General features: G+C 58.2%; 11 protein-coding genes. 4 read left to right on the top strand and 7 right to left on the bottom strand.

The genetic code is table 11. The annotated features are described in order from the left end of the window. Positions 1–35: 35 nt before the first annotated feature. The 4 genes from QSJ36_RS04655 (at position 36) to QSJ36_RS04640 (ending at position 5,848) form a co-directional block, all read left to right on the top strand. Positions 36–1,067 carry a rod shape-determining protein gene (locus tag QSJ36_RS04655; protein WP_012419593.1) on the top strand — a complete coding sequence of 344 codons (1,032 nt, stop codon included), beginning with the start codon at positions 36–38 and terminating at the stop codon, positions 1,065–1,067. Between the two features lie 196 nt (positions 1,068–1,263). Next, on the top strand, positions 1,264–2,859 hold the full coding sequence (locus tag QSJ36_RS04650) for an Rne/Rng family ribonuclease (protein ID WP_022397588.1): 1,596 nt from the start codon (positions 1,264–1,266) through the stop codon (positions 2,857–2,859). A gap of 62 nt (positions 2,860–2,921) precedes the next feature. Further along, on the top strand, positions 2,922–4,043 hold the full coding sequence (locus QSJ36_RS04645; RefSeq protein ID WP_285467245.1) for an Lrp/AsnC family transcriptional regulator: 1,122 nt from the start codon (positions 2,922–2,924) through the stop codon (positions 4,041–4,043). Positions 4,044–4,174: 131 nt separating this feature from the next. Beyond that, a complete protein-coding gene (locus QSJ36_RS04640) occupies positions 4,175–5,848 on the top strand; it encodes a hypothetical protein (RefSeq protein WP_285467243.1) in 1,674 nt (557 codons plus the stop codon). A gap of 766 nt (positions 5,849–6,614) precedes the next feature. Here QSJ36_RS04640 and QSJ36_RS04635 read toward each other — a convergent pair. The 7 genes from QSJ36_RS04635 to nth form a co-directional block, all read right to left on the bottom strand. Next, positions 6,615–7,679 carry a hypothetical protein gene (locus QSJ36_RS04635; RefSeq protein ID WP_253231937.1) on the bottom strand — a complete coding sequence of 355 codons (1,065 nt, stop codon included), beginning with the start codon at positions 7,677–7,679 and terminating at the stop codon, positions 6,615–6,617. 26 nt (positions 7,680–7,705) lie between these two features. Next, complete coding sequence (locus tag QSJ36_RS04630) at positions 7,706–10,939, bottom strand: tetratricopeptide repeat protein (protein WP_022397592.1); 3,234 nt, start codon at positions 10,937–10,939, stop codon at positions 7,706–7,708. A gap of 801 nt (positions 10,940–11,740) precedes the next feature. After that, the gene (locus tag QSJ36_RS04625) at positions 11,741–12,067 is read right to left on the bottom strand and encodes a hypothetical protein (RefSeq protein ID WP_285467239.1); all 327 of its coding nucleotides are present in this window, start codon (positions 12,065–12,067) and stop codon (positions 11,741–11,743) included. A gap of 79 nt (positions 12,068–12,146) precedes the next feature. Then, complete coding sequence (locus QSJ36_RS04620) at positions 12,147–12,605, bottom strand: biopolymer transporter ExbD (protein ID WP_022397594.1); 459 nt, start codon at positions 12,603–12,605, stop codon at positions 12,147–12,149. Positions 12,606–12,616: 11 nt separating this feature from the next. Then, positions 12,617–13,123: a biopolymer transporter ExbD gene (locus QSJ36_RS04615; RefSeq protein ID WP_022397595.1), complete on the bottom strand. Its 507-nt coding sequence runs from the start codon at positions 13,121–13,123 to the stop codon at positions 12,617–12,619. Between the two features lie 78 nt (positions 13,124–13,201). Continuing rightward, positions 13,202–13,993 (bottom strand): MotA/TolQ/ExbB proton channel family protein, encoded by a 792-nt coding sequence (locus QSJ36_RS04610; protein WP_022397596.1) that lies wholly within the window; start codon positions 13,991–13,993, stop codon positions 13,202–13,204. A gap of 93 nt (positions 13,994–14,086) precedes the next feature. Beyond that, the gene (gene nth / locus QSJ36_RS04605) at positions 14,087–14,725 is read right to left on the bottom strand and encodes an endonuclease III (protein ID WP_022397597.1); all 639 of its coding nucleotides are present in this window, start codon (positions 14,723–14,725) and stop codon (positions 14,087–14,089) included. Positions 14,726–14,739 lie beyond the last annotated feature (14 nt).

The following is a 14,739-nucleotide window of genomic DNA, read 5'->3' as shown; positions in this document are numbered from 1 at the left end:
TGTTTCAGGGCTACGCCTTTATCCACTAGTTTTTTATGTCATCTTTCTTTCAGAAAATTGTCAAACTTTTCTCCTATGACATTGGCATTGACCTGGGCACCGCCAACACGCTGGTCAACGTCAAGGACCAGGGCATCGTTCTGCGAGAGCCCTCGGTCGTCGCCGTCAAGGGAGACAAGGTTCTGGCCGTGGGGGACGAAGCCAAGCGAATGCTGGGCCGCACCCCCGGCTCCGTCACGGCCATCCGGCCGCTGAAGGACGGCGTCATCGCCGACTTCTACATCACGGAGGAAATGCTCCGTTACTTCATTAAAAAAGCCACGGCCAGGTATTACCTGATCAAGCCGCGCGTGCTCATCGCCATTCCCTCCGGCATTACGGAAGTGGAACGCAGGGCCGTCAAGGAATCCGCGGAAGCGGCGGGAGCGCGCCGCGTGCACCTGATTGAGGAGCCGATGGCCGCCGCCATCGGCGTGGGCCTTCCAGTCCAGGAAGCCGCCGGCAACATGATCGTGGACATCGGCGGGGGCACCACGGAAGTGGCACTTATTTCCCTCTCCGGCATCGTTTACAGCCGTTCCGTCCGCTGCGCCGGGGACGAGCTGGATGACGCCATTATCTCCTACATGAGGAGAACCTACAATCTTATGGTCGGGGAACGCACCGCCGAGGACATTAAAATCCGCATCGGCTCCGCCTATCCCCTGCCCCAGGAACTCTCTATCGAGGTCAAGGGCCGCGACCTGGTCGCGGGCCTGCCCAAGACAGTGACAATCCGATCAGAAGAAGTGCGCGAAGCGCTCACGGAACAACTCAACACAATTGTTGACGCCGTGCGGACGACTTTGGAACGCTGCCCCCCCGAACTGGCCGCCGACCTCGTGGACCGGGGGATCGTTCTAGCCGGCGGAGGCGCCCTGCTGCGCGGACTGGACCAGCTCCTTCATGAGCAGACCGGCCTGCCCATCCACATTGCGGAAGACCCGCTCAGCGCCGTTGCGGAAGGTACCGGAAAAGCCCTTCAGGAACTGGACTTCTTCACTAATGTTACTGACGCGGAAGACTGAAGACGGAACCTCCGGAGCCAGCGCTCCGGCCTTGCGCCTGCCGTACTGCCGCATCACATCAACGCATCTGCCTGCATGATTCCTTTCCGGCCATCTCCACAGCTTGAAATCCAGCCGCTCCTGCCGGGAGGCGGCCCTCCGGGAACATTGCGGGCAATAGCACACCCTAGCTTATTCACACCCCGTGTTTACAAAAATGCTTAAAAAAATTAAACGAGCCTTCGGCTTCGGATCCTGTGATCCCATGGAAGGCTCCACCATCATCATCAATGCCGAGAAACTCGAACGCCGCGTAGCCCTTCTGGAAAACGGCGTACTGGAAGAATACACCATCGAGCGCGAAGGCGAAGACAACATCGTAGGCGGCATCTTCAAGGGCCGCGTCAAAAACATCGAACCGGGCCTCAAGGCCATGTTCGTGGACATCGGCCAGGAAAAGAACGCCTTCCTCCACTTCTGGGACGCTCTGCCCGCCGCGCTGGACTCCAGCCTGGAAGAAATCGAACGCGAAGGACGGCCAAAGAAGCAGCAGCGCAAAATCACGTCCAAGGACATTCCGGATATCTACCCCATCGGCTCCGAAATCATGGTGCAGGTCACCAAGGGCCCGATCGGCACCAAGGGCCCCCGCGTCACCACAAACGTCTCCCTGGCGGGACGCTACCTGGTCCTGATGCCCTTCACGGACCAGTTCGGCATCTCCCGCAAGATTGAAGACCCCAAGGAACGCCTGCGCCTGCGCCAGATCATGCAGAAGCTGAACGTGCCGGACGGCATGGGCATCATCATGCGCACGGTGGCCCAGGGACAGCGCTACCGCCACTTTGTCCGCGACCTCGCCATGCTGCTGGAGCAATGGTACGGCGTGGAGGAAAAAAAGGAGGCCAACCCCGCCCCCGTCTGCGTGTACCGGGAACCCGACCTGATCGAACGCACGGCACGGGACTTCCTGACGGACACTGTGGACAACATCATCTGCGACGACGCGGAAACCACGGAGCACATGCGCTCCATTGCGGGAAAAATCTCCCGCCGCGCCAAGCGCCACATCCAGCACTTCCCCGTGCGCACGCCCATCTTTGAAGAACTGGGGATTGAAAAACAAATCAACGAAGCCTTCCAGCGCCAGGTGCTCCTGCCCTGCGGCGGCTACCTGGTGATTGACGAGACGGAAGCCCTGATCGCCATTGACGTGAATACCGGACGCAACAAGGGCACCAAGGACCTGGACAAGACCATTCTGGACACCAACCTGGAAGCCGCCTATGAAATCGCCAGACAGCTCCGCCTGCGCAACATCGGCGGCCTGGTGGTGGTGGACTTCATCGACATGCGCCACAGGAAGGACCAGCAGGCCGTGTACAAAGCCATGAAGGACCGCCTGAAGCGCGACAAGGCCAAGACCCAGGTACTGCAGATCACCCCCATCGGCCTGATGGAAATGACCCGCCAGCGGCTCAATGAAAGCCTCCGGGAATCCGTTCATGACCCGTGCCCGTACTGCGGAGGCCGGGGCCGCGTCAAATCCGTGATGACCATGAGCGTGGAAATCCAGCGGCAGATCTACGCCTGCATCCAGAAATACAGGGAAACCATCGGGGACATGGTCATCGTCGTAAACTCGGAGGTGCTCTCCCGCTTCAAGAATGAAGACGCCAGCCTGCTCATGGAACTGGAACGCCAGCACAGCGGAAGGCTGATCTTCCGCGGCGACCACAACCAGCACCGCGAATCCTTCGCCATTTACGACGCCCGGTACGACAACAAGCCGCTGTACCAATCCGGGCAGTAGCTAAACCAACTCCGGCTTTCCGGGCCGGGCGACACCATCGCCCGGCCTTTTTTTGACCCGTCATGAACAGCATTCCCTCCTCTCCGAACGATCCCGTCAACACGGACATCCTGATGGTGGCGGAAGACCGCGTCAAGGGCTTCCGGCGCTTCCCCTTCCATGCCATTTCCGAGCAATGCGGCCACCCGGTCCCGGTAGTCATCCAGCGCCTGAAAGCCATGATGGAAGCCGGAGTGGTGCGCCGCGTGCGCCAGACGCTGCTGGCTACCAAGCTCGCCCAGGGGGCCCTGGTGGCATGGTCCCTGCCGGAGAAGAACCTGGATGCGGCCTTTGACTGGATGAAGGAGCACGACCCCTTCACGGGCCACGTGGTGCTCCGCAACACGGATGCGGCCAATCCCGGCGCCCAATACAGGCTCTGGACCACGGTCAAGGTGCCTGTGGGCTGCGGCACGCTGGAGGAACACTGCGAGATACTGAAACGCCACATCGGCGCGGACGACTATGTCCTGCTGCCCGCCCGCGGCGTTTTTGCGCTGGGCGTGGGGCACATGCGCCGCAGGGGCCTCCGGCCCGGAGACAAGACTCCGGAACCGGCCCCCATGCAGGAAACGAAAACCGTCTCCCTCTCCGGGCTGGAATGGAAGGTGCTCCTCTCCGTCAAGGAACAGCTCAGGCCGGAGGAAATGGTGGAAGACCCCTGGGCCCTCCGCGCCGCCCAGGCTGGCCTGGAACCGGAGGAATACTGCCGCACGGCGGAAGAGCTGGACCGGAAGCAGGTCATCGGCCGCTTCGCCACCTTTTTGGAACATGTACGGACCAAAACGAACGACGGCCCCGTCACCAAATACAACGGACTGTTCCACTGGACGGTTCCCGCCGGCATGGAAATCCGGGCGGGAGCGGAATGCGGACGCCACATCTGCATGACCCACTGCTATTGGAGAACCGGAGGGGACATCTTCGGCGGAGCGCAGATCATGGGCGTGGTGCACGGCCTGGAAAAAAACGCCGTGCTGGAACACAAGGCGGCGATTGACCGCCATCTGGACGCCTCAGGCATTCCCGTCCTGCATACGGCCGTCTTCTGGGGCGAACGCTCGGAAATCAAGCCCTCCGAAATTTCCCCGGACCTGTACAGGAAATGGACGGAGGAAGTGAAAAGCGCCCCCGTCCTGCGGTAGGCGGCCTTCTTCCTTTCCTCCCTGCTTCGCGCCATTCCCCGTGGCAAACTTGTTGCACGAACGGGTTTCCCTCCCGCGCGTCCGTTCTGGCATGGTGGCGTCGCTCCCGTTAACCTGCGGAGCTTGTCACCATGAAGGCACACCATCTTTATTCCACAGCCACGACCCTAGCCACGGCGGTTCTGCTTGCCGCGCCCTCCCTTGCGGACCAGACCATCAGCGACACCCAGACCAAGGCCGTCAACATGACGGAGGGCAAACTGACCGTCACGGGAACCGGATTCCTGAACGTCGCCAAAAATGCCGTCAACCTGAAAGACCCCATCCAGTCCGCCCTTGAGATCGAGGTAATGGAAGGAGGCAGGATTTCCGGAAAAAGCGCCCTTGTCCTGGACCAGGGCATGGAAAACGGAATAACGGGACAGTTGATCAGCGTGACCAATTCCGGCACGATGACCGGAACGGAAAAACAGGCCATCGACCTGCGCTACATGATCAACACGTCCGCCACCATCACCAACAACGGTACCATTTCCGCCGGTCAGAAAGGAGCCGTCAAACTGGGCAATAACGCCACTGTGATCAACAACGGCACGATTGAAACCACGGCTGCGGGGGAAAACGGCATCACGGCCAAGCATTACGATCCGGAAGACGACGGCATTGACACCTTTGCCCATGGCCTGGATCTTGCCAACAACAGCGGAGGGAAAATCACCGGCATGAAACACGGAGTTACCGGAGAAGGGAAAGCCGCCATCAGCAATAACGGCAGGATTGAAGGCAGGGGAGGTTCCGGCCTGAACTGGGACTGGAACGCCGCCCTCCAGCAGGACGACAAGTACGTGGTCACCGTGGTTAACGGCAAAGACGGCGTCATCAGCGGCACCGGAGACGCAACCACCCTGGACGGCGACGGCGTGGACGTGGATTACATCGTAAACCTGACCAATTCCGGCACGATTATTGCCAAGGACTCCTTCGGCAGTGCGGACGGCCTTGCCATCGGCGGGGGCGTCGTAACCAATACCGGGACCATCACGGCTTCCAATTCCAACACGAACGGCCAGGCCTACGGCATTCTGGTGGATGATTCCGACGGCGGCAATGCCTTTGAAGCCATCCGGATCACCAACAGCGGCACCATTGAGGGAACAGGCGCCAACGGCGTGGGCATCAGGATTGTCAGCGACAGGGAGAACTGCATCTTCATGGAAGGAGGAACCATTACAGGAGGCAGCGGCCAGGCGGTGGTCATGGGTTCCGGCGACGATGTTTTTTCCTATTCCGGCGGAACAGTGAACGGCAGCGTGGACGGAGGAACAGGCTTCAACACCATGGTCTTCCAACCGGCGGAGACGGACCTCACGTTTTCAAGCGATTTGAAAAACTTCCATTCCATCAGCATCCAGGGCTCATCCCTTTCCCCGGGCGCTTCCGTCACCCTGGAAAACCTGACCATTACCGTAGATATGGCCTCCCTGAGCCAGGACAAGCCCCTGTTCAGCCTGGAGGGGAATTCCACAGCCTCCGGCTCTCTTTTATTCAACAATGTAATCCTTCAATTGATGGGAACTCCGGACGCTCTTCCGGTGGATGGGTCCGGCATGGTTTACTTCAAACTGGCAGGGAACGGCATCAGCCTGGAAGGGCTGGAAGTACGGACGGAAGGAGGGTATGAGCTGGATATGAGCCGGGATGGCTACGTAGGCGTCAATTTCAACACGCCGGAACCGGCTGCCGCTGCCCTGGGCCTGTTCGGCTTTTCCCTCTCCATGCTGCGGCGCCGGCGCACTGCGGCCTGACATCATTCTTCCGGACCTCCCAAATCCTCCAACAGGAAATGACCCTGCACGGGAAAAATAAAGCTTCTGAAAAGACGAGCTTTTTTCCCGGACGCAGGGGCGTTCCGTACATGGGGGCAGAAAACCAACAAAAGGATACCTTCTAACGGAGGACAGCGCCGCGCAACGGCCTTCCTGCCCCCTGTTCCCGCTCCGGCGTTGAGTGGCCGGCTGGCCGTCCATGCGGAATTCTTCATTCCCGGCTTCCAGCTTGAGGGGGAGGCAAACCCCAAACCGCCATGGAAGCCGCAACAGCCGCACCGGTTTCCCTGTTCCGGCCCCCTATCATCAACAAAGCCGTTTCTCCTTCCCCGCGCCAGGGCAAAACATACGGAATATGGCTTTCCAGGCATCTCCGCACAAAGTCCCGGAAACTGCATCATCTGCAAAAAACTGTCTTTTCTTCCTTGTGGAACACGCGTCCGCAGCCGCCACCTCATATTTTTCCGCAAGTCTGCGCTCAAGAGAGCCCCTCCCTACGGTACGCACCGTTTTTTAACCGCTCTTGTTCTCTCCCTGCCAGCGGCTCTTCCGCATTTTCCCAATGAAAAAATATCTCCGGAAAACGTGCAGCGTCCCCTAAGGCGCGGCAGCCATTCCGGACAGTAGGGATGCGGTACCCTCATGAGGGAACGAAGTACAAAAAAGGACTGTCTCCCTGTGAAGGGGAGACAGTCCTTGTTGAATGGAAGGCGGCTGGCAGAAAACCTGCCGCGTCAGTTCGTTACTACTTTTTCTCCGGCTGGGCGGGAGCCTGTGCCGGGGCTTGGGCAGGCGCCTGAGCGGAAGTCTGGGCCGGAGCAACGGCAGCGGGATGCTTGTAGGAAACCGCAAACCCGTCGTACTTGGCCGGCAGCTTCCTGTCCGGGAGCATCAGTTCATGCAGGCGGTACAGCGCGGCCGCTTCCTTGACGTGCGCGGGACGGGCCTTCATCTGCAAGTCGGGAATCACGGTTTCAGGATTGTGTTTTCTGGCTTCCACGGCAGCCGTCACGGCGGAATCCTCCAGGAACTTGGCCACATCCGGCATGTGCAGGTAGGAGTCCAGGGAACGCACCACGCAGGCGGAGGCCAGTTCTTCATCGGAACCGTGCAGCAGCACCAGGGCTTCCGCAAAGTAATCCAGAGCCTTGTTCCAATCCTGGGCTACCATGGCGGCGGCCCCAAGAGCATACTTCATCCGCGCCTGCTGAAGGCGGGTGGCATTTTTCTTGGTGGCCAGGAAAGAGGCGGCACGGCTTTTCACGCCGTTCCAGTCCTTGTCCGGAATCAGGGCCATGATTTTGGCAACCTCCAGATCATCCTGGGCGGAGGGAGACAGATTGGAACCCCTTACGGGGAACTTGGCCAGCAGGCCTTTGACCCCGGCCCAGTCCATCATGCGCATGGCGCACTCCAATTCATAGACGGCCGCCCGGGCGGACAGGCTGTCCTTGATGGAAAGCGTGGAGGCATATTTGTTCACCAGGGCGTGGAATTTGTTGCGGGCGTCCTGGTATTTCCGGTTTTCCATAGCCACCTTGGCGTCCACGAAATCATCCGTTTCAAAGATGTACAGCGTTTTGAAGGCGCTGGCCATCTGCTGGAGGACTTCCTGGGATTCCCTGCTTTCCACGAACTGGACCATGGGGCCGTTGGCGGAAAGAATGTAAATATCCGTCGGGCGGCCATTCTTGATGGCCGGAGCGGCAGCCCTGGCGCGCAGGCGCTGGGGATTCTGGGCATTCTGAGCCATAGCCGGAACCAGGGTGGACAAGCCGGCCAATACCATTATTACTGAAAGTGCTTTCATATTGTTGATTGCTAAACCTTTTGTTGTTACTTCTGGCCTTTGGCGGCGCGTATGGCGGCTTCATAGGCGGCGATGTCCGCCCGTTCCTGGCTGACGGCGGGATCGGAGCCGAACTTGGCCGTCTTATCCTTCACCTCGTTGACCAGGGCACTGTCTTCTGCCGTCATCTTCTTGCGGTTGGCGGGAGTATCCAGCAGTTGCACATACTGGCTGCCGGCCTTCCAGGCGATATACCTGTCGGACGGCTGCTTGCCCGCCCCCTGGGACATCGTGTTCCTCTTCCACAGCGTATCCATCTGTGCAAGCACGGCGGGAGCGGACCACTTCACGAGGCCCTTGTACGTGCCCGTGATGTTCATGAAGTTGATCAGGGCCTTGTCCAGCTCGTTCTGCTTCAGGTAGGCTTCACCTTGCAGGTAGAGGACTTCCGGCAGATTCTTCTTGTAGGACTTGTTCTCGCGGTACTTGTCGGCGGCGGCAATGACGGACGGCCAGTCCTGGCGGGCGGAGGTGAACTTGACCAGGTTGTACTGGGCGTCTTCCATGGCCTTGCGGTCCGGGTTGGCGCTGGATTCCTCCTTGCTGAGTTCATCCTTCATCATCTTGATGGCGGTTTCCACCTTGGCGTTATCCTTGCTGCGGCCCAGAGCAACGGCCTTCCCGAAGACCGCATTCTTGCGGTATTTGGACATGCCGTTGATGCGGGCCTTCTTGCGCACCGGATCAGGTTCCGACGGGTCCAGGATTTCATCAAAGTAGGCGATGCTTTCTTCCGGCTGGGACGTATTGGCCAGGTGGACACCCAGCTTCACGAGCGTGTACGGAGGCAGGTCGGAAGGTTTGAAGTCCCGCTTCAGCTCCACGAAGAGCTGCTTGACCAGACCTTCCAGAGCGGCCTTCTCGGCACGCTGTTCGTCCGTTTCCGTGGGAGCCTTTTCATACCGTTCCTGCGTCTGGGCAATGACGGCCATGCGGAGCATGGCGCTCAGCGTCTTGTCCTTGTCATTGTCCACGCCGGGGAACCGGTAGAAGTGGTTGCGCATGGCGTTGGCGTCCAGATTGCGGCCCAGCGCCTGATTGCCGGCCATGTACGTCTTGGTGTAGGAGTTCACGGCTTCCTCCAGAAGAACGGTCATCTTGGGATCGTCCTTCTTGCCTTCCCTCACAATGACTTCCTGCATCTTGACGGACGCGGGGTCAAACATCTCCTTGTCGTCCTTGAAGAAGTCCATGGCGGCGGCAGCCAGCTGGAGGCTGTAGCGGCTGCCGGGCTGGTCGCTGTTCTTCCAGTACTCGTCATACCACTTCTTGACTTCGTCCCGTCGCGCCGTCCTGGCCGCTTCCACGGCTTCCTTCGGTTCTACGGGGAGAGGTTTCTTGGTGGCATTGATGAGCAGGTTGTACACGGCTTCCGCGGCGGGGCGCTTGTCGCCCAGCTTTTTGGCGGATTCCAGAGCGGCCAGGAAATAGCCTTCCGCTTCCTGTTCATGCTCCTTGCTGCCGGCATACAGGTTCGCCAGCAGGTTGTTGGCATACGGGAACAGGCGGTGCTCCTTGAAGTTGTCCACGATTTCCTTCGCATCCTTCGTGGCAAGCTCCTCGTCTCCGGGGTTCTTGCGGTTCAGGTAGTTGAAGGCACGGTCATAAAGCACGGCGGCCATATTGGCGTCATTCTTGTCCGGGAAACGCGCAATGTAATTGGTGAAGGCCTGGATGGCTTCATCCGTATTGCCCAGGTTCGTGTAGGTTTCACCCAGCAGGTACATGGCCGTTTTCAGGTAGGTGCTGTCACGGTATTCCTTCACGAAGCGTTCCAGCACCGGCACCGCTTCCTTGTAGCGGGCGGCGTCCGCAGCCCCCAGGTTGAACAGGGAGGCGCCTTTGCAGTACAGGGCCAGTTCATAGAATTTGTGGGTGGGGTCGTCCTTGTGCAGCTCCATGACCTTGTCCGCCTGCTGGACGCAGAGATCGAATTTTTTGTCCTTCAGCAGTCCTTCCAGGGATAGGGTGTTCAGCATGGGGGCATACTTGGAATTCGGGAATTCCTTCAGGTGCTGCGCCACAAGCTCGCCGCCCTTGTCCGCTTCTCCCAACTGCCAGGTAGTCATGGCCAGGTAATAGAGGTTGTCCTCCCTGCCCGGGGCGTCCGGATAGGATTCATTGATAAGCTGGTAAGCGGCGCGGGCGACCCGCTGGGAACCATGCACCAGGGCCTGGTTGCCCATAAAACTGAACGTGAAGGCGTCCATGACCTTCCCTTCCTCCTTCATCTTGTTGAACTGGTCAATCAGGGCGGTCACCTTCGTCCTGTCCAGCGTATGGGAGAGGTCCGTCACGCCGGGCACGGCGCCGTTGGCGCGTCCCAGGCGGTCCAGGGAATGGTTGGCGTCCGCCAGCACTCCGGCCTGGTCGGGCAGGAGGCCCATCAGCACCATTGCCAGGGAGGCGTAGTCTTCAGACTCCTTCTGCTTTCCTTCCTGGAGAAGGGCGCGGGATTTTTCCAGCACTTCCGCAATGTAGCTCACCAGCCGGGGAGCGTACAGCGCCACGCGGGTGGGGCTGATGTTCATCACGGAAGGATGGGCTTCCACAAATTTCACCGTTTCCTGGCATTTGCCGGTCTTGATGGCGGCATCCACCATCGCCAGGAAGCCGTTGGTGATGACGGCATCCGTAATGCGGCGCCCCTTGTAGCGGGAGGTGACGCAGGAGGTAAGGTTTTCCAACCCTTTCTCAAAGGCGGGCGGATCCATCTTGAAATAACACTGGGCCAGCAGTCCCTGCACTTCACCGGCATTGACATTCCGGGCTACAGGGTCGCTGCGGTATTCCTTCAGGAATTTCTCCAGCAGCTCCGCGCCCTTGGCAAAATCCCCAAGGCGGCAATAGTTTTCCCCCTCGCGGAACAGGGCCATTTTCACGAGCTGGTTCTTGGCGCTCGGAAACTTGGTGTAACACGCCTTGAACGCTTCCACAGCTTCCTTGTATTGCTTCAATTGGGCCAGGCAGACGCCCTTCTGGTAATAGAACCAGCCGAAGCCGTCATCCAGCCCCAGCGTCTTGATACGGGGTTCATAAACGCGGATGCAGCGGTCCACGGCATCCAGGGCTTCCTGCCACTTGCCTTCCTTCATGGCGGTCAGGGCCGTGCGCTGGTAATCGCGCGGGCCATGCTGGGCACTGGACGGGAGCGCCGCCCCAATGCTCACCACGGAAACCAGGCCTGCAGCCAGTGCAGTAGTATAGTTTGATTTGATCATGTGTTTAAAATTCGTTGAAACAGAAGAGATAATAGAATAGGTACAATATCTGTGCAAATGCACGGAATGCACCTATCTGTAATGGATTGCGTCATTCTAACAGGATGCTGCAAACTCTAAAGCAGAAAGTTCTGTATTTTTAGTCATCCTTGCAAGAAAGTTCTTCCTGCTCGCGTTCCCTTAGGGGAGGATTGGGTTTGGAACCAAAAAGGCCTTTTTATCTCTGAGAATCCTGCTCTTTCAAAAAAAGATCCGGCATTCCGAGCCGGAGCAAATTCCGGCCATTAACGAAATGAACGCCCCTCTCTCAACTATCCTTGAAAGTTTTCAGGACCACTGAGTCCATCCCGGCTCTCATCAAAACATCCATGACAGCTGCGGCGCGCTGATTGGGAACATCTCCAGCCACCATTAACTGAACCACTACCCGGCCTCCCGCCCTCCCTGCGCTCCGCTTTTTGTTTTTCAGCCACTCGACGATAACCCCCAGGCTCCCTTTCTCCTCCACCAGAGGATAAAAAAGGCCATTCCCGTTACCGTAAAAGAGAGCATGCGGAAGAAGAAAAATGGAAGCGGATGGCATTGATGAAACCGTCCCGCTCTGCGGCCTTTCAGGAATGCCTGGAACTGCTGCAACAGGAGGTCCGGAAAAACGAACCCTCTTCACATTGCATTCTGCGGCAACCTGTATAACTTCGCGGGAATCCGTGAAGAGAGCCCTCCGGTCACCGCGCAGATAGAGGAAAGGCTCCTTACAGCCCTTTACCCTCAGCTGTTCTGCCTGCTTCTTGATATGTTTCTTTAGTTCTTCCGGGGAATGGAGAGGCTCATGGGAGCCGGATCCCCAGCGGATACTGGAATCAATACCTTCCGACGCCTGTCCTCCTTTTTGCCATACACATTGATCACGATGTTGCCGAAGGATGACCTGATTTCTCCGGAATGTTCATCTTCCCGCATCTGAAGGCCTTCCTCTCCCCGCCGCGCACTACATCCTGCCGTCTCGGAAACCGGGATGCTGCGGCAGGCGCCCGATTCCTGAGACGCCTTCAACGGTAATGCCAGAACGGCGTTCGAGAAGACGATCAGGATTGCCCCCCACCGGGCTGCATGATTTGACCGGACCATAAGAAAAAAAGACAGCAGGCCACTTCCACACTCTTGCAGGGAAGCTGAACATCAATAACACGGTCCATCCGTGAATGGCTTAGTCGTCCTTGAGGTCGGTCAGGGCCACCGTGGTAATTCCTGCTTCCGTCAAAGCGTTCATGACGTCAATGACGCGCTGGTGGGGAACATCGCCCTCCACCCACAACTGAACTACCGGCTTGGTGCCTACGGCGCTGGCTTCCTGTTTCTTGGCTTCCAGCTGCTGCACGAGGGTCGCCAGGTTATGGTTGTTCATGTCATTGTCAATCATCAGGCTGTTGTCCTTGCCCCAGTAAATGGTGCCGTCCTTGATGATGCGAATCAGCGCCGGTTCAATCTGGGAGGCGGTATCGCTCACGGATTGCCCCGGCATGGACATGTCCAGCTTGCGTTCCTGAATCAGGGAGGTCGCCACAAGGAAGTAAATCAACAGAAGGAAGCACACGTCGATAAGGGAGGAAATATCCAGCTTGGGATCTTCATCCTCAACCATCTCCAATTTTTTATGTCTTGCCATAGCGCGTAATGTTATTCGTCCTTGTTTGCAGCAGAGGAATTTTTGGCAGGCAATACGGCAAAGATCACCTTGACCACGCCACATTCCGCAGCCACGCGAATCACTTCCCGCGAGCCCTTGAACAGGGCCTTCTGGTCACCGCGCAGATACAGGCGGGTTTCAAAGTCCTGCTTGTCCTTGAAGCGTTCCGCAAGGTTTTTGATATATTCCTTCAGTTCATCCGGAGAGTTGAGCGGCGCACTGACATCGGAAGCCCAGCGAACGTTGGGATCCATGCCGGCGGGACGCTTTCCATCCCCTTCACCGTACACATTCACCACGATGCAGCCGTTGGCGGATTTCACTTCACCGGAACTGCTGGCCGTGGGCATTTGAATGTTCTTATCCTTTTTAACGGTAATGGCCGTAGCGTTCACCACGAAGAAGATCAACAGGAGGAAAACCATGTCGATCATGGGGGACATATCCATTTCCCCGCTCTCTTCGTCGGCCGCTACATTGGCTTTTTTCTTACCCATAAGCTACATTTGGTTGAGATTCTCCGGCCCGGCTCCGCCTGGGCGGAAACTTCCGGACCAGACCGTCTTTCCCGGCGATCAGGCCAGGCCTTCGGGAATGCGGGCAAGCTGGGCTTCGGCGTTCACCACGTTGATGGAGGTGTTCACCATTTCCTGCACGGTGCCTACGCATTCGGCAATATGGGCGTTGGCGATGCCCTTCTGGAAGAAGAAGAACGGCGTGGCGATAATGGCGTTGATCAAGCCCCAGAAGGTCGTCAGAAGAGCCACGGAGATGTCACCGGCAAGCTGGGTGGGGTCTGCCTGTCCGGCGCTTGACAGCGTGCCGAACGCGCCCACCATCCCCTGCACCGTACCGAAGAGGCCGAGCATGGGGGAAATCTGCGCGCAAAGGGCCAGCATGTTAATCCATTTGAATACGGAACGGCTTTCATTGGCCGTAAAGTCGGCTACGGCGTCTTCAATGGCGTCCTTGCCAAGGTCTTCCGGACGGGTGGCGTCCACATTCGGCAGGGCATACGCAACCAGGCGGCCCAGATAGGTGGGGCTGCCGGCTGCCACTTCAATGGCGGAGCGGATGCGGCATTCGGCCATCAGCTGCAACAGGGTGACCTTGAGGTCTTCCGGACAGAATTTTTCCTTTTTCAGAGCCACCATGTTGTAGATTACCAGGAAAACGATGAAGGCTTCCACCAGCATAATCGGGATCATGGTCCAACCACCGGCGATGATCCATTTGTCAAGCATGGTCTGTTCCTGCGGAACAGCGGCTTCGGCAGCTTCCTGAGCAAAGGCGGATGTAGAAAACGCGGCCATCAGGACGGAAGCAAATGCGGCGAAACGGAAACCCAGTCTAAAAAGGTTCTTCATAATTTAAGTTATATGGTTGTTCGAAAAGATACTGGTGTATTAAAGCATGCAAATTCAGACTTGCAAGCATTCATTTCGGGCCCTGGCAAAAATTCAGACACCCGCGGAACCGTCTTCCCGGGCCAGCCGGCTGCAGATCGGACAGCGCCCTCCGCAACCCCGCGCAGAGCAGTATTCACGCCCGTACAAGACGATGCGCAGATGAAGATCCCCCCATGAATTTTCAGGGAAAAGGCTTTTCAAGTCACGTTCCACGGCTTCCACCGTTTTCCCCTTGCTCAGCCCCCACAACCGGGAAAGGCGGAAAATGTGCGTATCCACCGGAAAGGCAGGAACGCCGAAGGCCTGAGTCATGACGACGGAGGCCGTTTTATGCCCTACCCCAGGAAGGGATTCCAGGGCCGCAAAGTCGCAGGGAACCTGCCCCTGGTATTTTTCCACCAGGATGCGGCTGAGGTTCACGATGGCGGACGCCTTCCTTTCCGAGAGGCCGCAGGGCCGCACGATTTCCCGGACCGCTTCCACATCCTGCCGGGCCATTTCCTCCGGAGTGGAAGCCAGGGCGAACAGGGCCGGGGTCACCAGGTTTACGCGCTTGTCCGTGCACTGGGCGGACAGAAGAACCGCCACCAGCAGGGTGTAGGCGTCGCGGTGCGCCAGGGGAATGGGAGGGTTCCCATACAGGGACATGAGTTCCTCCCGGACAATGGAAGCCCGTTTTTTCGTATCCATGCCGCCAGATTACC

The sequence above is a fragment of the Akkermansia sp. NBRC 115031 genome (genome assembly GCF_030268505.1).
Lineage (GTDB): Bacteria > Verrucomicrobiota > Verrucomicrobiia > Verrucomicrobiales > Akkermansiaceae > Akkermansia > Akkermansia massiliensis.
This window is presented reverse-complemented; position numbering and strand designations above follow the sequence as displayed.